The sequence below is a fragment of the Streptomyces sp. NPDC055287 genome (assembly GCF_053646035.1).
The window spans coordinates 24,284-48,832 of the sequence record NZ_JBSHNE010000019.1 but is presented as its reverse complement, the minus strand read 5'-3'; the positions used below and the strand labels follow the sequence as shown (position 1 = coordinate 48,832).

Annotated in this window: 17 protein-coding genes; 10 read left to right on the top strand and 7 right to left on the bottom strand. The window is 71.7% G+C overall.

All coding sequences use genetic code 11. The annotated features are described in order from the left end of the window. The first annotated feature begins 3 nt into the window (after positions 1–3). Genes ACWIHY_RS25965 through ACWIHY_RS25945 form a run of 5 tightly spaced genes read left to right on the top strand, consistent with a single transcriptional unit; the run spans position 4 to position 7,991 of the window. Positions 4–1,881: a S1 family peptidase gene (locus ACWIHY_RS25965; RefSeq protein ID WP_454378090.1), complete on the top strand. Its 1,878-nt coding sequence runs from the start codon at positions 4–6 to the stop codon at positions 1,879–1,881. Next, on the top strand, positions 1,878–4,289 hold the full coding sequence (locus tag ACWIHY_RS25960) for a tetratricopeptide repeat protein (protein WP_454378089.1): 2,412 nt from the start codon (positions 1,878–1,880) through the stop codon (positions 4,287–4,289). The genes ACWIHY_RS25965 and ACWIHY_RS25960 overlap by 4 nt, the downstream gene beginning before the upstream one ends. Then, positions 4,286–5,653 (top strand): VWA domain-containing protein, encoded by a 1,368-nt coding sequence (locus tag ACWIHY_RS25955; RefSeq protein WP_454378088.1) that lies wholly within the window; start codon positions 4,286–4,288, stop codon positions 5,651–5,653. Before ACWIHY_RS25960 ends, ACWIHY_RS25955 begins: the two co-directional genes overlap by 4 nt. Further along, the gene (locus ACWIHY_RS25950; RefSeq protein ID WP_454378087.1) at positions 5,650–6,687 is read left to right on the top strand and encodes a hypothetical protein; all 1,038 of its coding nucleotides are present in this window, start codon (positions 5,650–5,652) and stop codon (positions 6,685–6,687) included. Before ACWIHY_RS25955 ends, ACWIHY_RS25950 begins: the two co-directional genes overlap by 4 nt. Next, positions 6,684–7,991, top strand: coding sequence for an extracellular solute-binding protein (locus ACWIHY_RS25945; protein ID WP_454378086.1), 1,308 nt, complete (start codon positions 6,684–6,686; stop codon positions 7,989–7,991). The genes ACWIHY_RS25950 and ACWIHY_RS25945 overlap by 4 nt, the downstream gene beginning before the upstream one ends. 33 nt (positions 7,992–8,024) lie before the next feature. On the opposite strand, the gene ACWIHY_RS25940 is transcribed toward ACWIHY_RS25945, so the two are convergent. Both ACWIHY_RS25940 and ACWIHY_RS25935 read right to left on the bottom strand, forming a co-directional pair. Next, entirely contained in the window at positions 8,025–10,019 is a 1,995-nt protein-coding gene (locus ACWIHY_RS25940; RefSeq protein ID WP_454378085.1) for an MFS transporter, read from the bottom strand. 158 nt (positions 10,020–10,177) lie between these two features. Then, positions 10,178–12,979, bottom strand: coding sequence for a serine hydrolase (locus ACWIHY_RS25935; RefSeq protein WP_454378084.1), 2,802 nt, complete (start codon positions 12,977–12,979; stop codon positions 10,178–10,180). Positions 12,980–13,186: 207 nt separating this feature from the next. Between ACWIHY_RS25935 and ACWIHY_RS25930 the strand changes: the two genes are divergently transcribed. The 3 genes from ACWIHY_RS25930 (at position 13,187) to ACWIHY_RS25920 (ending at position 15,438) form a co-directional block, all read left to right on the top strand. Continuing rightward, complete coding sequence (locus ACWIHY_RS25930; RefSeq protein ID WP_454378083.1) at positions 13,187–13,930, top strand: GOLPH3/VPS74 family protein; 744 nt, start codon at positions 13,187–13,189, stop codon at positions 13,928–13,930. Between the two features lie 253 nt (positions 13,931–14,183). After that, positions 14,184–15,041, top strand: a complete 858-nt coding sequence (locus ACWIHY_RS25925; protein WP_454378082.1) for a helix-turn-helix domain-containing protein — start codon at positions 14,184–14,186, stop codon at positions 15,039–15,041. Between the two features lie 187 nt (positions 15,042–15,228). Beyond that, positions 15,229–15,438, top strand: a complete 210-nt coding sequence (locus ACWIHY_RS25920; protein ID WP_069928331.1) for a DUF397 domain-containing protein — start codon at positions 15,229–15,231, stop codon at positions 15,436–15,438. A 172-nt stretch (positions 15,439–15,610) separates the two neighbouring features. Here ACWIHY_RS25920 and ACWIHY_RS25915 read toward each other — a convergent pair whose 3' ends face one another. Next, the gene (locus ACWIHY_RS25915; RefSeq protein ID WP_454378081.1) at positions 15,611–16,471 is read right to left on the bottom strand and encodes a hypothetical protein; all 861 of its coding nucleotides are present in this window, start codon (positions 16,469–16,471) and stop codon (positions 15,611–15,613) included. A gap of 100 nt (positions 16,472–16,571) precedes the next feature. Here ACWIHY_RS25915 and ACWIHY_RS25910 point away from each other — a divergent pair, with 100 nt between their 5' ends. Then, positions 16,572–17,354, top strand: a complete 783-nt coding sequence (locus ACWIHY_RS25910; protein WP_454378080.1) for an SDR family oxidoreductase — start codon at positions 16,572–16,574, stop codon at positions 17,352–17,354. 355 nt (positions 17,355–17,709) lie between these two features. Continuing rightward, positions 17,710–19,302 carry a sodium:solute symporter family protein gene (locus tag ACWIHY_RS25905; RefSeq protein ID WP_454378079.1) on the top strand — a complete coding sequence of 531 codons (1,593 nt, stop codon included), beginning with the start codon at positions 17,710–17,712 and terminating at the stop codon, positions 19,300–19,302. Between the two features lie 85 nt (positions 19,303–19,387). Here the strand turns inward: ACWIHY_RS25905 and ACWIHY_RS25900 are convergent, their stop codons facing one another. From ACWIHY_RS25900 to ACWIHY_RS25885, 4 genes are all read right to left on the bottom strand, one after another. Continuing rightward, complete coding sequence (locus ACWIHY_RS25900; RefSeq protein WP_454378078.1) at positions 19,388–20,503, bottom strand: ADP-ribosylglycohydrolase family protein; 1,116 nt, start codon at positions 20,501–20,503, stop codon at positions 19,388–19,390. Between the two features lie 195 nt (positions 20,504–20,698). Beyond that, positions 20,699–22,123 (bottom strand): flotillin family protein, encoded by a 1,425-nt coding sequence (locus ACWIHY_RS25895; protein ID WP_454378077.1) that lies wholly within the window; start codon positions 22,121–22,123, stop codon positions 20,699–20,701. Between the two features lie 157 nt (positions 22,124–22,280). Further along, the gene (locus tag ACWIHY_RS25890) at positions 22,281–22,790 is read right to left on the bottom strand and encodes a hypothetical protein (protein WP_454378076.1); all 510 of its coding nucleotides are present in this window, start codon (positions 22,788–22,790) and stop codon (positions 22,281–22,283) included. A 148-nt stretch (positions 22,791–22,938) separates the two neighbouring features. After that, positions 22,939–24,504: a LamG-like jellyroll fold domain-containing protein gene (locus ACWIHY_RS25885; RefSeq protein ID WP_454378143.1), complete on the bottom strand. Its 1,566-nt coding sequence runs from the start codon at positions 24,502–24,504 to the stop codon at positions 22,939–22,941. Positions 24,505–24,549: the final 45 nt, after the last annotated feature.

Here is a 24,549-nt window from a genome sequence, read left to right as displayed (position 1 = left end):
AGCATGGGGGCGCCGACCGGTGAGACGAACTTCCGTACCGATCAAGAGACTTGGCGGGTACGGCTGCGCAGTGCCGGCCCGCGCGGCCAGGTGCTCGGGGCCGGTGTGCTGCTCGGTGACGGGCTCGTGCTGACCTGTGCCCATGTCATCCGGATCGCCGGTACGGACGATCACCAGCCGTCCGTGAACGTCGAGTTCCCCGGCTCCGGCGGCGATTCGCACTGCCTTCGCGCCACCGTCGTACCGAGCCACTGGGTCCCCCGCGCCGACGATCACAGCGGCGACCTCGCCCTTCTCCGGCTGGCGGGGCCGCCGCCCGTCGCCTCGCACGCCACTCTCCACCGGCTGCCGACGATCTGGAACCGCCGTGTCCACTTCGCCGGTTACCCCTCCCGCATCACCGGCGGCAAGTGGGCCGAGGCGCTCATCAAGGGCCCGGGCGGCCCCGGCGACGAGTGGGTGCAGATCGATCCGGTCACCGAGGCCGACACCCTCATGCGGCGCTTCAGCGGCGCCGGAGTGGTCGACAACCGCACCGGCCGCGTCATCGGCATCGTCGTCAGCAAGCTCGACTCCGAGCGCGAGGGCGCGCACTACCGGCACGGTTACATGATCCCGACCGGCACGATCGTCAAGCACCTCGACCTCGTGCGCGAGCGCTGCGTGAGCGGCCGCCCCGCGGTCCCCGCAACCCTGACCGCCAACCCCGCCACCCTCGCCGCGGACGCTGCCACCCTCGCCGCGGAAGCCGCCGGCCTGACAGCCGCCCCGGCCGCCCGTCCCACCGGTCCCACCGAACCCACAGAAGCCATCAGCCCCACCGCCGTCACCACCGTCCCCACCCACCCCAGCGCCGCCAACGGAACCCCCCGTCCCACCCCGGACCGCGGCTTCGCCCGCTGGCTCACCCGGTGGCTCGGGGGCGAGGACGACCTGGCCGCCGTCGAGATCACATTCGTCCGGGACGAGGACCAGGACGCCGCCCTGGCCCTGCGCACCACCCTCGCCCTCGCCGACCGCGAACAGTCCCCCCGCACCTCCGTCGCGGCCGGCCCCGACCACACCGGCATCTGCCCCCGCGCCGGCAGCCTCGACCTGGCCGTCGACGTCGGCGGCAAGACGCCCGCGCAGATCGCCGAGGAGATCGCCGAGGGCATGGCGCTCGACGGCCCCGGCCCCCTGTCCCTGCCGGCGCGCATCGCGGCCGACGCCCTGCCGCTGACCACCGTGGCCCGTGGCGTGGACGACGCCCTCCAGCCGCTGGAGACCGTCGAGCTGCTGCACACGCTGGTGCGGCGCGGCGGCCGGCTCCTGCTCGTGTTCCGGCAGCTCGACTCGCCCGCCCTGCACCGTACGTACGAACTCCTCCTGGGCCCGGACCGTCCCCGGCGCTGGCTGGAGCGCGTCGGCCGCCGCATCGGTGCTCTCGCCCGTACGGAAGAAGGCGCCCGGGAGTTACGCCGGCGCGCGGCGACCTGCGTGACCCCCCTCCCGTCCGTGCCCCGGTACGCACCGGACCTGGAGCTCAAGGCGGCCCGCCTCGAAGCCGATCCGCGGCAGGGGACGGCCGGCTTCCTCGTCAAGCTGTCGTACGTCGAGAGGACCGCGGAGACCGCGCTGCTGGAGGCGGAGACCGCCCACCGGGTGCTGGCCCGGCAGCTCGCCCGCCACCAGGATCTGCGCGGCCTCCTCGACGGCCATCAGGCGCGCCTCGCCGCCCACGGCATCACCGAGGCGGCGGCCTCCGCGCACCAGGAGGCGCACCGGCTGCTGACCGGCGGACCGTGCGAGCTGCGGGTGGCCGAGGCGGCGGTCGACCGGTTCGTACAGGAAGCCCGCAAGGCGCTCGCGGACCGCACGGAGAAGGAGGGGGAGAAGTGAGCGCGTGTCCGCACTCGGGGTGCACCGGGCAGGTCACCGAAACCGGCTTCTGCGATCTCACCGGCCTGCCCGTGGACGGCGAGGCGGAGGGAAACGCGGAGGGTGACCCGGCAGGGCAAGCCGGGGGGCGCACGGTGGGGAACGCGCAACAGGATGCGGCGTCGAAAGCGGCTCCCGGGAACTCGTCGACGGTCTCCCAGTTCGTCCTCTCCCCCGCCGGCGACCGCCTCATGGACCTGCCGCTCGTCGAGGTCCCCGACCCCGCCCTCCTCGTCGAGCCCGTCGAGGACCAGCCCACCTCCCACGCCATGCGCTGCGGCAACCCCGACTGCACGGAGCTCATCGGCGTCGTGACGGCCGAGGGGCGGTGCAGTTGCGGTACGCCGTACGCCCTCCAGCCCCAGCTGTCCCTCGACGACGTACTCGCCGACCAGTACCAGGTCGTCGGGCCCATCGCCCACGGTGGGCTCGGCTGGGTCTACCTCGCCGAGGACGCCCAGCTCTACAACCGGCCCGTCGCCCTCAAGGGCCTGCGCAACCCGCACAGTTCGCTGGCCCGCGAGGTCGCGCTGCGCGAGCGGCGGCATCTCACCGACCTCAACCACAAGGACATCATCCGCGTCATCAACTACGCGACGCACCGCCCCACCGGCACCGACTACATCGTGATGGAGTTCGCGGGCGGCATGGCGCTGCACCAGATCGCCGAGCGGATCGCGCGCGACGAGGAGCCGTTCGCCGGCCCGCGGGTCCACGAGTTCATCGTCAGCTACGGCATCCGGATTCTCGACGCGCTCGGATATCTGCACACGCACGAGCGCAAGGTGTACGGCGACATGAAGCCGGACAACGTCATGCACTGCGGCGACGGCATCAAGATCATCGACGTGGGCGGGGTAAGGGAGTTCGGCGCGCCCGGTCCGTACACCGACCTCTACAAGGGCCCCGAGGTCGAGGACGACGGCCGGGCCCACCCCCAGTCCGACCTCTACAGCGTCGGCGTGACCCTGCGGGAGCTCGCCGACTCCGCGCACCACCCGGCCCCCGGACTCGGCGCCGAGTCCCTGCGCCGCGCGCTCGCCCGCGCCACCGAAGAGGAGCCGCGCAATCGGTTCGCCACGGCCGCCGAGATGTCGCTCCAGCTGCGCGGGGTCATCCGCGAGCTGCGTTCTCTACGGCTCGGAACGGAGACCTTCGAGCCCTCCCGCCTCTTCGAACCCGCGTCGGCCGCGCTGGACGGCGGTCTCGGCGAGGCCCCCGCCCTCGACCGCTGGGCGTACGGCATCCACGAGCTCCCCCTGAACGCCGCGCGGCCCTCCCCCGACGAGGTGGCGGCCGGCCTGCCCGTGCCCAAGACCGACCCCGACGACCCGCAGGCGGCCTCCCTCGCCCGCATCTCGTACGACGCGCCGGGCCTGCTGCAACTGCTCGCGGACTGGACACCGTCCACCGAACTGCACCTCCTGCGCTGCCGCCTTCATCTCGGCCTGGCCCGCCGGGGGTCCGCCCGCCGCACCCGTCGGCGCGCCCACCACCACGAGCAGGCCCTCGCCGAACTCGGCCTGGCGGCGGCCCTGGTGGGCGACATGGCCCCCCACGACTGGCGACTGCGCTGGCACACCGGACTGCTGCACCTCGGTCACGACCGGATCGCCGAGGCCCGCGAGGAGTTCGACCTTGTCTACGACTCGCTCCCCGGCGAGTACGCCCCGAAGCTCGCCCTGGGCTACTGCCACGAACGGCTCGGCGAACCGGACCGCGCCAGGGACTACTACGAGGCGGTGTGGCTCCGCAACCACTCCCTCGGCAGCGCGGCCTTCGGTCTCGCGCGGATCCACCTCGCCCGGGAGGAGCGGGAGAAGGCCCTGGACATCCTGGAGCACGTACCCAAGGACTCACGGCACCGTACGGCCGCGCGGACCGCGATCGTACGGATCCTCGCGGGCCGGCGGCCGCCGCACGGCGCTCCGCCGCCCCTGGAGTCCCTCGTCACCGCGCTCGCCCGGGTCACGCGGTTGCGGGAGGAGGAGGGGCTGACGGACCGGCACGCCGTACTGCGGCTGGAGACGCACATCAGGGAGGTCGTCCTCGACTGGGTCTGCGGGGCGCCGGGCGAGCAGGCCGGCAGGGCGGGGCGGCTGGCGCGGCTGCGCGAGCGCGTCCAGGACGAGGACCTCACCGAGAACAGGCTGCGCAGACGCCTGGAGGAGGCGTACCGGGGCCTCTCCCAGCAGGCCGGGGACGTGCGGGCGCACGCGCTGCTCGACCTGGCCAACGGGATCCGGCCCCTGCGCTGGACACACAAGGAGCACGCATGGCTCAGGACGGCACAGCAGATGCGGAAGATACGGGAAGCGTGGAAGGCGGCCCAGACGCCTCAGCCGCAGGAGTCGTCTCCCTCGAAGTGAGCCAGCAGCCGTACGTCTCGGTGGAACGCGGGGCCGAGGGCGGAACGCGCATGTGCGCCGTGGTGACCGTGACCGCGGACCTGGCAGCAGCCGGGGAAGGGGCGGCTTCGGCTTCACCCGTCAGGGCCGAGGTGCTGCTCCTCGACTGCTCCGCCTCCATGGGCTACCCGCGCGAGAAGCTGTGGGCCGCCCAGGACGCGGCAGCCGAGGCGGTACGCGCACTCCCCGACGGCACCTACTTCGCCATCGTCGCCGGACGCCACACCGCGGAGCTGGTCTATCCCACCGGGAGCGCCCCTTCCGCGCCGGGGCTCGTACGGGCCGACGCCACCACCCGCAAGGAGGCGCAGGACGCCATCGGCCGCCTCGCGCCGAGCGGCGGCACGGCCATCGGGAGCTGGCTCGCCCTCGCCCGTGAGCTGTTCGGACGCCGTCCCGAGGCCGCCGTCCGGCACGCGCTGCTGCTCAGCGACGGCCGCAACGAACACGAGCAACCGGAAGCCCTGAGCTCTGAACTCGCCTCCTGCGCAGGTGTGTTCACGTGCGACGCGATCGGCATCGGCGAGGACTGGGACCCCGACGAGCTCCAGCTGGTCACCGACAGCCTCGACGGCAGGGCCGACGCCGTACGGGACCTCGACGCGCTGCCCGGCGAGTTCCGCGCCGTCACCACCGAGTCGGCGGGCCGCCGGCTCACCGGCCTGCGGCTACGTCTCACCCACCGCCCGGGCAGCGCCCCGCTCACCGTCCAGCAGGTCCACCCCACCCGCCGCGACCTGCTGCCGGAGCGCGTGACCGCCGGGGAGCGGTGCCTGGAGTTCCGTACGCCGCCGTGGGGCGACGAGACCCGCGAGTACCTGGTGTGCGTCGCCGCCTCGCGTACGCCGCGCGAGCCCGTCGACCGGGCGCTGTGGCTGGCCGACCTGAAGGTGGTCAGGGAGCCGCAGGGCGAGGAAGCGCCCTCTCCGAAGCTTCCTCCGGCACGGCCGCTGCTGGTCCGCTGGACACGTCATCGTGACCTCTACAGCACGTACGACCCCAAGGTGGCGCACTACGCCCACCACGACGCCCTCGTCCGCGGCCTCGAAGAGGGCCGCGCCGCCCAGCGCGCCGGCGACGCGGCGGCGGCCCGCGCCGCCTGGGGAGAAGCCGTGCGCCGCGCCCACGCGATGGGCAACGAGCCGATGCTGCAACGCCTCGGCGACGTTGTACGGATCATCGACGCGGCAGCCGGTGAGGTGGAGATCCGCCCGGACATCCGGCCGCTCGACATCAACTCGGCGATGGTGCTGCGCTCCCACAGCACGATGCTGCCGCCGCAGCGAAGTGCGAAGCCGCAGCGAGAGCCGCAGGACGGGGAATGACGCGCCTGCCCCGCCAGTTCTGGCGTTCCGCCACCGGAGCCGACGGCGTCGGCACCGTCGGCTATCTGCGCCGCCAGCTCGTGTGGCTGCTCGCGCTGACCGCCGTCGGCGGCGCGGCGCTGTTCGGCGCGTACGACGAGGTCCACCGCGACTCCGTGGCGATCCGGGACCGCTCCGGCCCCGCCGTCGTCGAACTGGCCAGGGCCCACACCGGCCTGGAGCGGGCCCACGTCACCGCCGGGGACCACCTGGAGTACCGCGCCCGCAACCACAAGTGGCCGGACATCCTGGCGCGCGGCGAGGAGTACCGCACCCAGATCGCCGAGGCGAAGAGCAGCCTCGCCCGGGCCGCCGCCACGGGCGCCCTGAGCCGCGAGGACCGGCAGACCCTGCGCATCGCGTCCGGGCTCGTCGACAGCTACGCGCTGCGCATCGACGGGGCGTGGACCCAGTCGAACCGGCCGCAGCTGAGCCGCGCCAACCTCTCGTACGCACACCGGATGATGTACGCCGCCAAGTCCGGCATCCTCGCCCGGATCGCCGCGCTCCAGGCCCGCCAGAGCGCCGCGCTGGACCGCCAGGAGGACTGGGGCGCCGCACCGCTGCTGGCGTGGCCGGTGGCGGTCACGGCCTGTGTGCTGCTCGGCGTGCGGCTGGTGGGCACCCAGGTGTTCCTGCGGCAGCGCTTCCGACTGCGGATGAGCATTCCGCTGGCCGCGGTGACGCTGCTGCTGGTGGCCGTCCCCGTACTCGCGTTCGGCACGTGGCAGGCGCATTCGAGCCAGACGCTGATGCAGAACGCGGCCGGCCTGCTGACCCCGGCCGGCCCTCCCGGAACTCAGGCAGGGGCCATCGCCACCGCGGAAGCCGGCATGGAGGAGGCCGTGCGGGAGGGCAACACCGAAGCCTGGGTCCGGGGCACCGTGTTCATTCCGCTCGCGACCGTACTGATGGCGGGGGTCATCCTGTGGACGCTCCAGTCGCTCCTCGTCGAGTACGCCGTCCCCCGGCGCCGCACGGGAGGCCACCGGTGAACCGCCCCCGCCGGGCCCTGCGTCCGCTGCTGGCCCTCTGTCTCTTCGCCGGGCTCGCCCTGACCTCGGCGGCGTGCGCCGAGGAGCCCCGTCCGGCCGTGAGCGTGCTCGGCCCCTGGACCGGTGACGAGGAGGAGAGCTTCGAGACGGTGCTCGACCAGTTCACGGAGAAGTCCGGCATCAGGTACGACTACCAGGGCACGACGTCGTTGCGCGAGACGCTGCTCGCCCAGGTGCAGGCCGGATCGCCGCCCGACATCGCCGTACTGAACAGCCTCGGTGAGCTCACCGAGTACGCGCACGACGGTGTGCTCGTACCGCTTCCCGAGGAGGTCCGCGAGCGTTCCCCGGAACCATGGGCGCCCGAACTCACCGTCCGGGGCCGCAAGAACACGTACTGGACGCCCATAAAGGTCGACCTCAAGAGCGTGGTCTGGCACTATCCGGGCCGCTCGCCGCAGCGGGGCGACTGGTGTGTCGGCGTGGGTTCCGGCGCGACGACGGGGTGGCCCGGCAGCGACTGGATCGAGGACATCCTGCTCCAGAAGTCGGGCCCGGCGGTGTACGAACAATGGGCGACCGGCGAACTGCCCTGGAGCAGCGACGAGGTACGCGAGGCCTGGGAGACGTGGGGCCGGCTGATCGCCCCCGGCGGCGGCAGGGGGTCCCGGGCGAACGCCGCCCTCACCCACGACTTCGACGGCAACGACGGCAAGGGGCTGTTGAAACGGTCCGGCGGCGGGTGCGGGCGCGAGCACCAGGGAGGCTTCATCCGGCGGCTGTACGACAAGGACATCGCGTACGTGCCGACCACGGAGGCCGTCGCCGAGCTCGACAACAACCGGGACGCGTACGAGGTGGCGGGTGACATGGCCGCGCTGTTCAGTGACACGGACGGCGCGCGGGCGCTGATCACGTTCCTCACCGGGGACCAGGCGCGGGACACCTGGGCGCGGGCCGTGCCGGAACGCAACCGGCCGTTCTTCCCCGTCTCCGTCGGCGCGTACGGCGACTCCTGGTCGAACCGGGCGGTGAACGAGACGCTGACGGGAGCCGAGCGGCTGTGCGCGGACGCGTCGGACGTCATGCCGCCGGGGGTGCGGGGCGCCTTCTACCGCGCCGTACTGGAGTTCCTCGCGGCTCCGGCGGACGAGAAGCTGCTGGACGGTCTGCTCCAGCAGCTCGACGACGAGACACGACGCCACCACGAACTGGGCACGCCCCGCGTCCCGTCGGTCTGCGCGGCGCCACCGGGCGGGGGGCCACCGGGCGGAGCGCCGGCGGGCGGGGCACCCCCCTCATGAGCCGCGCTTCCACCGCCGAGGCCCGTCACGCGCTCAGCGCAGTTCCTCCGGGCAGGCCGTGCCGCGGGTCAGGCCGTACGGCGCAGCCAGCCGGTACACGCCGGGCGCCGGCGCGAGCAGCTGCGTCCACTCGTCGCCGGCCGCGTCCTCGTCCGCCTTCATCAGGCAGCCGTTCGGGTTGGTGAACGTCCGCGTCGGTCCGCCCCGCAGCTTCGACTCCGGTGTCTCGGCGGGCGGTTCGACCCGCTCGCCCTCGGCGTCGACCAGGCCCAGCCACGGCGAGTACGGGATACGGATCAGCACCCGGCCGGCGCTCTTCACCCGGATCGTCAGCTCGCCCGCGCCCGCGCGGTCCACCGTCGCGGGCGGGTCGGCGAGCGGCGTGGGGTCGTCGACGCGGAAGAGCTGCCAGTTGTCGTCGGCCCAGACGCGCTCCAGGTAGGGCTGGCCGTCGCGTACGAGGTCGTACTCCTGCGTGGCGCCGCTCTTGTCGGGGGCGCCCGTGGGCAGGACGACGTAGTGCACGGCCCAGCGGTCCAGCCACTCGCGGTACGTGTCGGGGTGCAGCGTGTCGTCGTAGAAGACCGGGTTGCGCTCCATGTCGGCCTGCCGGTTCCAGCCGCGCGCGAGATTGACGTACGGGGCGAGCGCCGACGCCTCCCGGTGGCTGCTGGCCGGCACCACCTCGACGCGGCCCTTCTCCGCGCCGACCTGCTGCAACTGGTTCACCAGCGGCGCCAGCTCACGCGCCCAGGACGCGGTCGGCGCGGTACGGATGACGTCGTCGACGCCCTTGAAGCCGATCCAGACGTTGAGGCCGACGAAGGCGACCACGACGGCGTACCACTTCACGGTCCGGGGCGCGACGAACGGCAGTGCCGCCAGCAGTGTGACGCCCGCGAACACCATCGCCAGCCGCGAGACGTTGCTGCCGATCTGGGAGTCGATCAGCCAGGTCAGCAGCACCCCGACGGAGTAGACGGCAGCTCCCGTGCGGACCGTCTTCCAGTCACCCGGCACGAGGACGAGGACGAGCACGCCGAACAGGAAGGGCAGCGAAGCCGTCGCGACCGACATCGGCTGCGTACCGGAGAAGGGGAACAGCCAGGAGGACAGGGCTACGACGAGGACCGGCGCGACGCCCAGCGCGTAGGCCCCGGGGCGGCGCTTGTTGAGGAACAGCGCGGCCGCGACGACACCGAGGAACAGGCCCGCGACGGGGCTGCTCGCCGTGGCGAGCCCGGCCAGCGGCGCGGCGACGGCCGCCTTGGCCCACCGGTTGGCCGCCCAGCGGCGCGGCCAGCAGAAGACCGCGGCGACGGCGCCGAGCGCGAACATCGTGCCGAGGCCGAAGGTGACGCGGCCCGACAGGGCGTTGCAGAGGAAGGCGAAGACGCCGGCCAGCGCGCACCACAGAGGGTTGCGGACCGCTTTGACGCGGACCAGGATCAGCGCGGTCAGGGCGGCCGAGACGGTGCCGACGATCATCATCGTCGTACGGACACCGAGGACGGACATCAGGTACGGCGAGACCACGCTGTACGACACCGGGTGCATCCCGCCGTACCAGGCGAGGTTGTACGCCGAATCGGGGTGACGGCCGACGAACTCGGCCCAGGCGTCCTGCGCGGCGAGGTCACCGCCACTGTTCGCGAAGCAGAAGAACCACACGACGTGGACGATCGCGGCGGCGGCCGACGCGATCGTCACGGGGTGCCGGAGGACGCGGCGCGGGCCGACGTCGTCCGGGGCGGAGGGTGAGGGCGCGGGGTCGGGGTCGGTTCCGGCGTCGGGTCCTGAGTCTGGGTCGGCGTCGGTTCCGGCCTCGAGGCCGGCGGGCACGCTCACGCGGATGCGTGGGGCTTTCGCCCGCTGCGCGGAGCCGGGCTGCACACGGGGCCGTATACCGTCCTGTATACCGCCCCGCACACCGGACCGGCCGTCACGGCCCTTACGGCCGTCCCCGTCCCCGTTCCCGTCCCCGTTTCCGTCCCCGCCCTCGGCGCGCATGGGCTCAGCGGTGGTCATTACGGCTCTCCCCGTCTCCCCCGGGTACCAACAACCCCCGGCGTCCACAAGGACGCCGTCCCCGCGTCCCGTAGTTGCCCGGACGCTAACACGCGGTGCACGGGGCGCTGCCGCCGGTTCCCGCGCCCGGCGGCAGCCCTCCTCTCATCGGCCCAACGTCAGCCGACGCGGGTCAGCTTGTCGCCGAAGCCCGGCTCGATCAGGTCCTTCTGGAGCGCGACCGGCGCCTTGACCTGACCGGGTCCGGAGCCGACGGTCACCTGACCGACCTCGTCCCCCGCCTTCGCGGCGTGCGGCAGCGGCTTCCCGGCGTCGGTGATCGCCAGCTCCACCTTCAGACCCGGCCAGCCGACGGCCTTCAGGTCCTTCGTCGCCACGACCGGCGTCTGCCCGCCGAGGCCGTCGTCGACGTAACCGACGACCTGCCCCTTCTTCACGACGGTCGCCGACGTGACGTCCCGCTGGGCGGCCTGGATCAGCTCGAGGCTCTTGGAGATCGCGAGCTGCAGCTTGCCGTCGAGCGTCGTGGCGTCCTCCTGGCCCATCACCGCGCCGACGATCCGGCGCTCCTTGCCGTCGATGACGGTGTTGGCCGTCCACAGCAGATTGCCGCCGGCGGGGGTGGACGAGCCGGTCTTGATGCCACTGACGCCGGGCTTCAACAGGATCTTGTTGTTGTTGTAGATCTTCCCGTCGATGCCCGGGATCTCGACCTCCGGCAGGTTCACGATCTCGCGGAACACGTCGTTCTCCATGACCGCCTTCGCCAGCTTGAGCTGGTCGGTCGCGGTGCTCACCGTGGTGGCCTCGAGGCCGCTCGGGTCGGTGTACGTCGTGTTCTTCATCCCGAGGTCCTTGGCCGCGTCGTTCATCTTCCCGACGAACTCCTCCTCGGACTTGGCGTCCCAGCGCGCCAGCAGCCGCGCCGCGTTGTTGCCCGACGGGACCATCAGCAGCTGGAGCATCTGCCGCTCGGTGAACTGCTGCCCCTCCCTGATGCTGGCGGTCGACTCGTCCTTGTTCTTGGACTCCTTCTCGGCCTGCGCGTCGACCGTGATCTTCGGGCCCGTCTCGTCGCCCTTGAGCGGGTGCTCCTTGAGGATCACGTAGGCCGTCATCGCCTTGGTGACACTGGCGATCGGCCAGGGCTTCTGCTCGCCGTGCGTGCCCATGCTGCCGACGCCCTGCACCTCGACGGCCGACTGGCCCTCCTCGGGCCACGGCATGCTGAGCGCGTCACCGGCGAAGGTGTACGTCGGCTTCGCCGTCAGCGCCAGCGTGGGCGAGGGAAGAGGCCGCACGAACTGTACGACCGCAAAGACGATCACCAACAGCAGAACCAGCGGCGTCCAGATCTTCACCCGCCGCACGGCGGTCCTGACCGGGGTCTCCGGCGGCGGCGGGGTGTTCGTCAGCTCGGCGAGCAGGTCGAGCGGCGGCCTGGGCGGCAGCGGCTGCTGCCGGGTGCGCTCGGCCTCCGCCACGGGGTCGGCCGCGGGAGCGGACGCCTGTGCGGGGGCGGGGGGTGCGGCAGGAGGTGCAGCAGGAGGTGCGGAGGCGGACGCGGCAGGGGCGCTGCGCGGCTTGCCGGCCGGCGGCCTGACCTCGTCCCGCTTCAGCGGAACGAATTTGCTGGTGCGCTCTGCGGCGGACTCCGGCTTGCCCACGGTCTTCAGCGCGGTGGTCGGCTGGTCCACGGCCTGTCGCGGCCGCACGGCCTTGAACACGGCGGTGGCCTGGTCGACGCCGCCCCTGGCGGCGCCTTCACCTCCGCGACCGGCGGCCGGAGCCCCCGGCCCAGGCCCGTCCGCAGCAGCGGCCGGCTCGTCTCCGTCGCTACCGGCCCGGGAGCCACTGGCAGACCCCGCACCGGAACCGTCGGAGCCGGAACGCGGATCGGCGTCGTCCTCGTCCTCATCCTCGGCGTCGCTGTCGCTGTCGCTGTCGCTGTCGGGCCGAGCCTCGTCACCGTCAACGCGGCCGTCCGCGTCGGCCCGCACCTCGGCCTCGGCCTCGGAAAGGTCACTCGCGTCGGACGGCTTCTCCGACGCGTCTACGTCGTCCCGACCGGCGCTCGGCGACTCGGCGACCGCCTCGCCGCGTGCCTCGACGTTCGCATTCGCGACGGACGCAGGCTCCTCCGCCTCGACAGCAGACACCCGGCCCCCGTCGGACGCGTCAGCGTCACCCTCGGGCTCGGGCTCGGGCTCGTCCGCGGTTTTGTCGGCCGACGGCTCACCGGCGTCCTTGCCCGTACCGGACACGTCCACCGTGTGCTCGGCCGAGGCCGGCGCGTCAGATACGGCAGCCGCCGTCCCCGCGTCGGAATTGTCGGACCCGTCGGACCCGTCGGACCCGTCTGCGCCAGCCTTCGGCTTCACCGGAGCCTCGTCCGCCGATGCCTCGTCGGCGGCAGCCCGGCCACCGTCACGGCCTTCACCAGGCGCGTCAGCGCCGGCGTCCGCGGCCCCGGTCACCGCAGAAGCCGGTGTCCCGGTCTCGCCGGGGGCCGCCGTGGGTGCCTCAGGGGCGTTCCCGGCCGTCCCGGCCACCTCGGCCCCAGCCTCCGCCGCCGCGGCCGCCCGGGCGGCGCCAGGGCCCGCACCGGCGCCCTGCGCCTCAGGATCCACGTCCTCGCCGGACGACGCCTCCGCGTCGTCGGCTGTGGCGACCCACGCCGCCACCGCCGCGCGCAGACGCGCGTCGCCCTCGGGGGCTTCGGCAGCCTCGGGGGCCTCAGCGGCCTCCGGGGCCGAGGGGGGCTCTTCCGGGGGCAGCTTGAAGACCGCCGTCGGCTGATCGACGACGCGGCCGCTGCTTTCCGGCTCCGGCCGCCGCGCGGCCGGTTCGGCCGTAGCGGCCGACTCCCGGAAAACGGCGAGCCGCGGATCGCGTTCGCCCGGGGCCGTCTCCCCCGACGACTTCCGCTGCTCCGACCTGTCGGGGGACTCGCCCGCCACCGATGCCTCCTTCATACGCGCCCGCGCATACGCCCGCTGTCCGCAGTCCGATGTCCGAACCATGTACCAGTGTCCTGTCTGAGACCCCGGCCTCCTCGCTAGACGAGAACGACATACCTGCCGGTTCCCGTACGAAGCACCCAGGCGCTCTCGACAGATGAATGTGAGAGGGGTCACCCTGTCATTCATCCACGCGGGGAGGCATGGATGGGCAGGAGCCGCAGAACACTTCCGGAGGAGCTTCTGCTGCTCGCTCTGGACCCGACAACGGGTACCACAGCGCAGCCGCAGTCGCTCGACCTCGGCCTGGCCGGGGCACAGCTAGTAGAGCTGGCTCTGGCAGGACGGATAGCCCCAGACGGGGATCGTATCGCCGTGGTGATGGCACGGCCGACAGGAGATCCGACATTGGACTCCGCACTGGAACTGCTGCGCAGGCGCGGCAGCCCGGTCCGGGCGGTCCACTGGATCGGCGGGCCCCGGCTGGGGCTCCGCCAGACGTATCTCTCGCATCTGGAACGGTGCGGCATGGTGCATGCCGTGGCGGGTCAGATGTGCGGAGTGCTGCCGACGACTCGCTACCAGGCGACGGAATCGGTGATCTGCCGGGAAATCAGGTCCCGGCTGGACAGTGCGATCCGCACCGGCGTACCGCCGGACCCGCGGACCGCGGCGCTCGCCGCGCTCGCTCACGCAGTGGGACTCGGCAAGCACCTCTACCCCGGCAACGAGGGGCGCTCATCACGCTCCCGCCTACGGGATCTGATCAGGCACGACCCCATGGGCGGACTCGTGGCACACGCCGTGATGGACGTCCAGAACGGTGTGGCCGCACAGCCGCGCCGGGCACCCGCATCCGGTGGCCGGCCGCCGTCGGCCGTACCGATGCATTCGCAATCCCAGCAATCACAGTCACGCCGCGACGGCATGGCGCGCGTCGCAGCGCACTGAGCACACCCGTACGACCAACGCCGCACCGACGTCCCCCAAGACCCGGTTCGGGAGCCGCACCGCAGCGCGCGGGGTGGCGGACCGGTCGGCCAGGCCACCCTGGACCGGACCGGGCCGCCACCCCGCGCGCTCGTGTCAGCACCGTGTGTGGGCATTTCCCAGCGCGGACATGACCATTGGTGGCAGTCTGCTGAGCAGTAGAGCGTGCTTGCAGTACATACGCACAACGCAGTCAGCCGGAGGTGCAGTTCCCGTGGCGTCCAACGTCAACCCCACCGTCAGGCGACGCCGATTGGGCCAGGAGCTCCGCCGGCTGCGCGAGCTCAAGGGCATGACGGCCGAGGAGGTGGCGGAGCGCCTGCTGGTCTCCCAGTCGAAGATCAGCCGCCTCGAGAACGGCCGCCGCTCCATCAGCCAGCGCGACGTGCGCGACCTGTGCGGCGTGTACGACGTCGAGGACCACCGTATCGTCGACTCGCTGATGCAGATGGCCAAGGACTCCCGCCAGCAGGGCTGGTGGCACGCCTTCGGCGACATCCCGTACAGCGTCTACATCGGCCTGGAGACGGACGCCGCCTCACTGCGCGTGTACGACCCCCAGATCGTCCCCGGGCTCCTCCAGACCCCGCGGTACGCCGAGGCGCTCATCACCGGCGCGCTGCCCGAGACGGCGGTCACCGACGTCGAGAAACGGGTCAACGTCAGACTGCGCCGGCAGGAACGCATCCTCACGGCCGATCAGCCGTTGCGTCTGTGGGCCGTCATCGACGAGGCCTCGCTGCGCCGTGTGGTCGGCGACAGACAGCTCATGCGGGAGCAGCTGGAGCACCTGGTGGAGCAGTCCCAGCTGCCTCATGTGACGGTCCAGATACTTCCGTTCGACATGGGCGCCCACCCCGGCATCAGCGGCCACTACGCGATCCTGGAGTTCCCGGACGCGGCCGACTCCAGCGTGGTCTACATCGAGGGCGTCACGAGCGACCTCTATCTGGAGAAGGCGAACGACGTACAGAAGTACAGCGTGATGTACGAACACCTGCGCGCCCAGGCGTTGAACGTCGAGGCCTCGCGCCACTTCATCGCGAACATCGCGAAGGAATACGCCCGCTGAAGCAGCGCTTCCGCCGAAGGAACCGGAACGGTACACCGTGGCCGCACCGCAGCGGAAGTCCCTCATGGAATATGCCATCCGGTCGGGTGAACGACCACTTCACGCGAGGTAGTTCGCGAGTAGCGTCGCTCACGCCAGCAAGAACGTTGGCGTCTCACTCTCCACGACCAGCAAAATCGGAGCGAACATGGCAATCCATCAGGGCGCTACGGACACCTGGACGAAATCCTCGTACTCCGGGGGCAACGGCGCATGTGTAGAGGTCAAGTCCCCGGTCACGCACGCTGTCGCGGTGCGGGACTCGAAGGCGCCCGAGGGTCCTTCGATCACCTTCGCCCCCGGTTCCTGGAGCGCATTCGTGGGCGGGGTCGGCCAGGGGACTTTCGACCTCGGCTGACCGGTCCGAGCCGAGTCACGACGCGCTGAGTCACGAGGCGCCGAGCCCGCCCCAGTGCACCACCGCAGTGAGCCCTCTCGACCGGTCCGCCGTCCTGGCCGAGGGGGCTCTGGCGTGTTCGCCGCACGGCCGCCCCGACCCCCAAGCCCCCACCCGACGACCAGGCCCCCGCTCAGCGCAGTTCGTCGACATACCGGTCCGTCCCCGGCACCGTCGGGACGAACGGCGCCACCAGCTCCACCCGCCCGAGCCCCGAAGCCGCCACCTCCTCGCCCAGCCCGCCGAAGCGCTCCTCCCACGCCTCGCGCGGGTCCGCCTCCAGGAACCAGAGCAGGGTCAGCCGGGTGTCGACCCCCTCGACCTGCTTCACGTAGCTCATCCGGTCGCCCGGCAGCGGCGTCGGCCGGAAGAGGGTGACGATCGCGGCCGAGGGGCCCGCACCCGGACCGGCCCCCGCGCCGAGCCGCTCCGGCAGATGCGTGCTCCTCAGCCACGCCAGCAGCTCCCCCCGCCCCTCGGGACTCTCGGCGTCGACGACCTCCAGCACCAGCCCCCGGTACGGATGGTCGAGCGCGTGGAAGTCGCGCGGCCCGGCCGCCCCGTCGCGGTAAACGGTCGCTTCGTGATCCTGGAAGGCCGTGAAGACGTGCGTACGGTCCTGGTGGACGCGCCCGTCACGGTTGAGCCGCTTGTTAATGCCTACGGTCCACTTCATGTGCTCGTCGTAGCGCCCCTCCGTCACCCAGTACGTCGAGAGGTAGCAGCCGGCGGTGACGGGCTGCGCGACGGCGGACTTCTCCGGGTAGCGCAGGAGCTGAAGGTCGCGGGTGGCGACCCAGCGGCGCCCGGCGTACATCCAGGGCATGGCCATCGCACCGGCGATGTAGTGGTCGTCCTCGTACCAGCGGTTGTACGCGTACTCGTGGCCCGGGTGGGGCTCGACCATGGTGATCAGGGCGTGCCCGGGCCGCACCCCGTAGGGCCCCACGCCCGCCAGTTCCGCGTACACCTCACTGCGCGTGTCCTCACCCATGGCTGCCGATCCCTTCCTTCCGCCGCCGGACGGACCTACTCTGACGCTTCGTCAGATAAATGGCCAGAGTTGAGTCGGAGCCGGAACGGGAGGCGGCCGGATGCTGCTCCAGGGGAAGACTGTCGTCGTGTCGGGCGTCGGTGCCGGGCTCGGCCACCGGATCGCCGCGGCCGCCGTGCGGGACGGCGGCAACGCGGCGCTCGGGGCCCGCACGGAGGCGAATCTCGCCAAGTGCGTCGCCGAGATCGATCCGGGCGGGGGGCACACGGCCCACCTCGCCACGGACATCACGCACGAGGACCAGTGCGAGGCACTGGCCGCGCTCGCCGTCGAGCGCTTCGGACGGATCGACGCGGTCGTCCATGTCGCCGCCTGGGACAGCTATTTCGGAGGCATCGAGAACGCGGACTTCGCGACCTGGCAGAGCGTGCTCGACGTCAACCTGCTCGGCACGCTGCGGATGACCCGGGCCTGCCTGCCGGCACTGAAGGAGCGGGGCGGCTCGGTCGTCATCATCGGTACGCAGTCGGCGATCGCCGCGCCGTCCCAGGTGGAGCAGGCGGCGTACGCGGCCTCCAAGGGGGCGCTCACCTCGGCGATGTACTCGATGGCGCGCGAACTCGGGCCGCACCGGATCAGGGTCAACACCGTGCTGCCGGGGTGGATGTGGGGCCCGCCGGTCCAGGCGTACGTGCGGTTCACCGCGCACACCGAGGGCGTGCCGGAGCCGGAGGTGCTGAGCCGGCTCACCGCGCGCATGGCGCTGCCCGAACTGGCCACGGACGGCGACGTGGCGGAGGCGGTGACCTTCCTGGCGTCCGACCGCGCCCGCGCGATCACCGGCCAGTCCCTGCTCGTCAACGCGGGTGAGCTGATGCGTTAGTTACGGACGGCCTCTGCCCCTCCCTCCTGCTTCCGACCGCACGGGACCCGCATCCCGTGCGGTCGTTCTCGCGTGTACGGCATGTATGGCGTCTGACGAAGTGCCCGCCCATCGTGTGGCCGTCGTCACGTTCACGACAACGATCCGGCAGGTCAAGAACAGGCAAAGAGGTTCTGCTTTCTGATCTGCGTTCACATCCTTGACCTATGAAAGCCTTGACCGGCCCCCCGGACAGACGGTTCAATCCCCAAAGTCCCCCGCTCCCGCACGGGGGCGCCGCCAACCGGACGTACTGACGAAGCGCGATCGGGTTCATTCAGATGAACGCAGCACAAGGCGGACCCCTGGAGGGGGCATGAACAGTCTCGACTGGGCCGTGCTCATCGGCTACTTCGGAATCATGGTCGCGATCGGCGTCTGGTCCCACAAGCGCGTGGACAACGTCAGCGACTTCTTCACGGCCGGCGGAAAGATGCCGTGGTGGCTCTCCGGCATCTCCCACCACATGTCCGGCTACAGCGCGGTCATGTTCACCGGCTACGCGGGCATCGCGTACAAGTACGGCGTCACCTCCTTCGTGACGTGGTCCTTTCCCATCGCGATCGGCATCGCCATCGGGTCGAGCCTGTTCGCCCCGAGGCTCAACCGGCTCAGGTCCAAGCTCCATGTCGCCTCGCCGCTGGAGTACCTCAAGAACCGCTACAACCTGCCCACCCAGCAGGCTCTCGCCTGGTCAGGCGTCCTGCTGAAGATCGTGGACGTGGCGGCCAAGTGGGCGGCGATCGCCACGTTGCTGACCGTCTTCACCGGCATCTCGCTCAACCAGGGCATCCTGATCACCGGCGTCATCACCGGCATCTACTGCACGGTCGGCGGCCTGTGGGCCGACGCCCTCACGGAGCTGGGGCAGTTCGTCATCCAGCTCTTCGCCGGTCTCGCGATGCTGATCGCCGTGATGGGGGAGCTCGGCGGGTTCAGCTCGCTGTGGACGGTGTGGGACAAGCTCCCGGAGAGCCACAACGACCCGCTGACCGGCGACTTCACCATGATGTTCCTGTTGGCGTACCTCTTCATCAAGACCTTCGAGTACTCCGGCGGCATGTGGAACCAGGCCCAGCGCTACATGGCCACGGCGAATGCCCGCGAGGCCACGCGCTCGGCCCGGCTGTCCGCGGTCCTGTGGCTGGTGTGGCCGCTGGTGCTCTTCTTCCCGATGTGGTGCGCGCCGCTGCTGGTCGACGCGCAGAAGCCGGACGCCTCGGACTCGTACGCCCTGATGACCGAACAGCTCCTGCCGCACGGCCTGCTGGGCCTGGTCATCGTGGGCTTCTTCTCGCACACCATGGCCATGTGCTCCTCGGACGCCAACGCCATCGCAGCCGTCTTCACCCGAGACATCGCGCCCGCCCTGTCGGCGAAGGCGCGCGGCTGGTCGCAGCGGGCCGGGCTGGTGGCCGCGCGGCTGTCGACCGTGGCGTTCCTGGCGCTGTCGATGGCGATCGCGACCCAGGTCAACTCGCCGGCGTTCAAGGACATCATCACGATCGTCATCAAGTGGGTGGCCGGTCTGATGGGACCGATCGCGATCCCGTTCATGCTCGGGCTGCTGCCCCGGTTCCGTAAGTCCGGGCCGACGGCCGCGCTGGTGTCGTGGGCGAGCGGGCTGTTCGCCTTCTGGGTGGTGAACTACGGGATGGACGGCGTCGCGACGCAGTACCAGGTGTCGGTGCCGCTGGCTGTCTCGCTGGTGCTGTTCATCCTGATCGGCTTCCTCAAGCCGGAGGACACCCCGGAACGCGACGCGGTGCTGGCGCGCATCAACTCCGACGGTGACGGGGACGACGAAGGCGACGGCGGCCTCTCGGCGGCCGGTGCGACCGTACCGGCGCCCGTCGGCGCGGGCGGTGCGGCGGGCGGTGCGGGGGTGCGCGGACGGGTGGCGGACTGAGCGCGGGCCGGGTGACGCGGGCCGCCGCGGGTGCGCGGGCCGGGCGGCCCGATGGCCGGGCGCTCCGTCGTCAGCCGGCCCGGAGTCAGGCTCTCGGGTAGCGGGACAGCCAGCCGGGGGCGTTGATCGCGGGGCCGTGGAGGGCGGGGCCCTGGGTCATCTCCATCGCGAAGTCGTCGGCGAGTTCGAGGACCGTGGCGCGCCCTTCGAGCTCCGCCACCCAGCCCGGCGGCAGCGCGGTCTCACCGTGCAGGGCGCCGAGCAGGCTGCCGCAGAGCGCGCCGGTGGCCTCGGAGGCTCCGCCGTGGTTGACGGCGAGGCGCAGGCCGTGGCGGATGTCCTCGCCCACGAGGGCGCAGTAGACGGCGACGGCGATCACGTCCTCTGCGGTGCGGCCGTCGCCGAGGGACTCGACCCGGGCCGGGGACGGCATGCCCTGGCGTACGGCGCCGAGGGCCTCCTTGAGGGCGTCGGTGACGGGCTGGTGGCCGGGGCGGGCGGCGAGCTGGGCGAGGGCGCGCTGGACGGAGGCGTCGACGGTCTCGCCGCGCGCCAGGCCGTGCACGATCACGGCGAACGCCCCGGCCGAGAGGTAGGCGGTGGGGTGGCCGTGGGTCTGGGCGGCGCATTCGACGGCGAGCTGGAAGACGAGCTGCGGCTCCCAGCCGACGAGGAGCCCGAAGGGCGCGGAGCGGGTGACGGCGCCGGAGTCACGGGCGGTGGGGTTCCGGGGCCGGTCGAGGGTGCCCATGGTGTCGTCGGCGAGGCCGGTCAGGCATTCGCGGGAGGGGTCGCGGCGAGCGTACAGCCACTCCTCGCACGCGAGCCAGCCGTTGTCCTTGCGGCGCTCGTCGGGGCCCCAGTCGCGCTGGGTGACGGCCCACCTCAGGTGGGCGCGGTGTACGTCGGTGGGCGGGTGCCAGGCGCCCGTGTCGCGGCGTACCTGGGCCCGTATGAGCCCGTCGACGGTGAAGAGCGTCAGCTGGGTGCCGGCTGTGACGGCGCCGCGTCTGCCGTAGGCGGGGACGAGGTCGGTGACGGCGTCGATGCCGTGGGCCGCTCGTATCTCGTCCAGGCTCAGGGCTGCCACGCCGGCGCCGAGCGCGTCACCCACCGCACCGCCGAGCAGGCAGCCGCGGACCCGGCTGCGGAAGTCCTGCTGCTCCGCGCGGCCCCATACGGGTGTGACTGGTGAGCTCACCGCTTCTGCCCTTCGCGTGTGCCGGCGTACGACGTCTGGCGCAGCACTGTAATCGAAGGGGAACGGGACGTTCAGTGGACGGGTGTGCGAGGGCTCCGGCAAGCTTCTCCGCCACCGCCACGCCCCTTCCCGGGATCGAGCGGGAGGGGGCGGGGCGAGGGCGGGGAGCCCGGCCGAGGGCCGGGCCGGCGCGGCTCAGTCCGTGATCTGGATCTTGCCGTTGGCGTCGGGCTGCTCCGGGGCCGGCTTCACGCCGCGCTGCGTGATGCCCTTGAGAAGCTCGGCCAGGTCGACACCGGTGGTGGAGCTGAGGAGTTCCATGCCCTGGGCGACGTTGTCGGTGACCGTGCGGGAGAGCTGGCTCGCGCCGTCCGTGGAGATCACGGTCATCTTGTCGATCGCGCTCATCGGCTCGGCCGCCTTGGCGACGACCTGCGGCAGCACCTCGACGAGCATCTGGAGGACGGCGGCGTCGCCGTACTGCGCGAACGCGTCGGCCTTCTTGCGCATGGCCTCGGCCTCGGCGGAGCCCTTCGCGGCGATGGCGGCCGCTTCCGACTCACCCTCGATCCGTACGGCCTCGGCGAGCGCCGCGCGGTGCAGCTTCTCGCCCTCACCGGTGAGGCGGGAGCGCTCGGCGTCCGCCTCGGCCTCCTTGACCTGCGCGATGCGACGGGCCTCGGCCTCCTGCTCGGCCTGGTAGCGGGCGGCGTCGGCGGGCTTGCGGACCTTCGTGTCGAGCTCGCGGTCGGTCAGCGCGGCCTGGCGCTCGGCGACCTTCTCCTGCTCGGCGAGCACTTCCTGCTGGCGGGCGGCGTCGGCGAGCGGACCGGCGGCGTTGGCCTTGGCGGCCGCGGCCTCGGTCTCGACGCGGATCTCGGCCTGCTTGAGGTAGAAGGTCCGCTCGGCGATGGCGATCTCCTCGGCCGCCTTCAGCCGGGCCTGCTCCGAGGCCCGCTTGGCGATGGCCTCGGCGATGTCGGCCTCCTGGCGGGCGCGGGCGGCCTCGGGGCGGCCCAGGTCCTCCAGGTAGGAGCCCTCGGTGGTGATGTCCTGGATCTGGAAGGCGTCGAGGATCAGGCCCTGCCCGGACAGGCTCGCCTCGGCCTCCTCGGCGACCTGCCCGGCGAAGGCGGCGCGGTCACGGATGATGTCCTCGACCGACATCCGGCCGACGATGGCGCGCAGCGCGCCGGACAGTACTTCCTGGGTGAAGCCGACGATGCCGTCCTGCTGCTGGAGGAAACGCTGGGCCGCGGCCCTGATCGCGTCCTCGCTGCCACCGACCTTGACGATCGCGACACCTTCGAGGTTGGCCTTCACACCGCGCAGGGTGACAGCGCCGCGGACGGAGATCGGGATGTGCCGGCTGGAGAGGTCCAGGGTGAACTTCTGCTGGACGAACGGCACGACGAAGACGCCGCCGCCGACGACGACCTTCTGGCCGCTGTTGTCGGTGGACGTCTGACCGGTGACCGGGTCGACGGACGTCTTCCCGCGGCGGCCGGTGATGATGAAGGCCTCGCTGGGCCCGGCGACCTTGTAGCGCGTGATGACGACAAGCGCCAGCAGGACGAGGAGTACGACGACTCCCACGACAGCGACGATGACTGGACTCATGATGCGTTCCCCCCTGCCTTCCCAGGGGACGGCAGCAGTTGGAGTGGTACGAGTGAATACGACTTGATGCGAGCTGATGCGAGTTGATGCGAGTCTGAGTCTTACGCGACCAGGGTTCCGGCCGGTGTTGGCGTCCGAGACGCCGGCGTTCCCGCTGTCAGCGTTCGACCGGGCGCACTGCGACCGAGGTGCTCGACAGTGACGCCTCCACCCAGATCTCGGCACCGCGTGCGACGGGTACGGCGCTCTTGGCCGCGAGCTTGACCGGCTGGCCGCCGAGCCGCAGCAGCACCTCGCCGTAACCGTCGGCGGGGATCGCGGTGACGACGGACCCGGCGGTGCCCACGAGATCGGTGCCGCGCGGGGTCGCGTCGGTCTGGTCACGCATCAGCGCACGGCTGAACCGCCACGCGAGCCAGCCCGCGACAACCCCCGCGGCCACCCCGACTCCCGTGGCCGCTCCGGCTCCGAGCCCCGTGGCGCCGAGCATGATGGCACCGCCGAAGCCGAACATCGATATGAACCCGGCAATGACGGGCAGTGAGAGGAGCCCGTCGAAAAGACCGTCGAGGACTCCCCCGAAAAGCCCTTCCAGAATCCCGTCGAAGATCAAGGAGAGCGCCAGCAGCACGATCCCCGCAATGCCGAGACCGAGAAAAACAGTCATCCCGCTCGCCCTCCCCCGTGTGCACCGATCTCTTGAACGAAAGGGATCGTCTCATGCAGGACTGACAGAAAACATTGCCGGGTTCCGGCAATCTTTACGCACCCTTGATGCCGCTTCACTCCAGCACCGGCAGCAACTCGGACTCCGCTTACCCGAGCCAGGGTTCGGTGCCGAACCCGAGACCCCCGACGTTCGCTTCGGTGAGTGCCCCGGAGAACGCGTGGACCTCGTCCACGGCTCCTCGCAGATGCTCGCCCCAGCCCTCGGCGGTACGAGCACGCCCGATCTGGAGCCCGCCGGTGCTCTTCCAGGCGTCCTTGAAGGTGGCGCTCGCCTCGGCGTCGATGTTGCCGTCGAGGTAGAGCGTGATCCGGTCCGTCGCGTCGTCGTACACGACCGCCAGACGCTGCCCCTGCCCCTGCCCACCGTCGGCAGCCGCGACCTGCGCCACGACCGTCTCGGCGGCGCCCGGCTGGTCCGCGTGGGACATCACCAGTTGCCAGCGGTGCGTCGCGGGCATGTAGCGGACTCTGAAGGCGTCCCTGTTCGCGCCTCCTTGGGACAGCACGGTCATAGGACGGTCGGGCTCGCTGTCCGCCAGCCGGACCACCACACCGACCGTGAAGCTGTCGTCCGTGTCCACGACCGGCTTGTCCGTGGCCGCGAAGCCCGTTCGCCCGTCCAGCTCCAAGTGGCCGTCACCGACGAGGGGGTAGGACGGAGGAGCACAGTCCGGGTCGATGAGATCGCAGGTGTCTTCGGGCAGACGGTAGACCGAGGCGCCTTCGCCCAGCTTCAGCGATTCGCCTCCGTACAGTTCGGGGCTCGCGCCGTCTCCTGCCGTCTCCAGCGACCAGTGGCCACTCAGTTGCGGCTTGCGGCGGGCCAGTTCGGCGGCCTCGCCCGGCACCACCACCCGATCGTGGACCCTTACGTCGCCCACCTCGCCCTGCCAGCGGTCGCGGTAGCCGGCCTTGCCTCGGGCCCGCCCGATCTGCAGATGGCCCGCGGACTGCGCCGGGGCCGCCTTCTCGGACTCTCCGGCCTCACGGCCGTTGACGTACAGCGTCGTCTTTCCGGTCTCGGCGTCGTACAGGCCGAGCACGTGGGCCCATTCACCGGCCTCCGGAGCTCCGCCGCGTACACGGGCTCCTCCGAAGGCGAAGGACCAGGCGGGGCCCCCGCCCTGGGTGCTCAGACCGAGCGTGAAGGCCGGCCCGGCATTTCCGTCCTGGCTCACGGTGGTCATGTCGCGGTCGAGCCGGGCAGGGCGCACCCAGGCGCCGACCGCGAAGGTCTTCGCGGTGTTCACCACCGGGGTGCCGGGCGTCAGGAAACCGTGCCCTGTGCCGTCGAGCTCGGCCGTGGAGGTCGGACCCGTGCCCGATGGGGCTGCCGCCCCGAAGGTCACGCCACTGCCCGCCCGGGCCACCGGGCCGCTCTCAGCCGCTGCCGTCCTGGAGCCTGCGGCGTCGGTGAGCTTCCAGTGCGCGGAGGGGGCGCGCCCCGCCCGTACGGAGAAGGTGTGGAGCGTCGGGGCATTGGCGCGCCCGGCGCGGTCGACGGCCTGCACCTCGAGGGTCTTCGGCCCGGGGTTGAGTGGCAGGTAGCGCACTGTGGCGGGCCCGCCCATGTCAGCGGGCCTCACCGTCCCGTACGGGCCGCCGGTGAAGCCGTACCGGTACGCCACCACGTCCTCGGACGCGGAGTCCATGGTGAAGCCGCCGTAGACGCCCACGCCGTCGACCCACAGCACCTC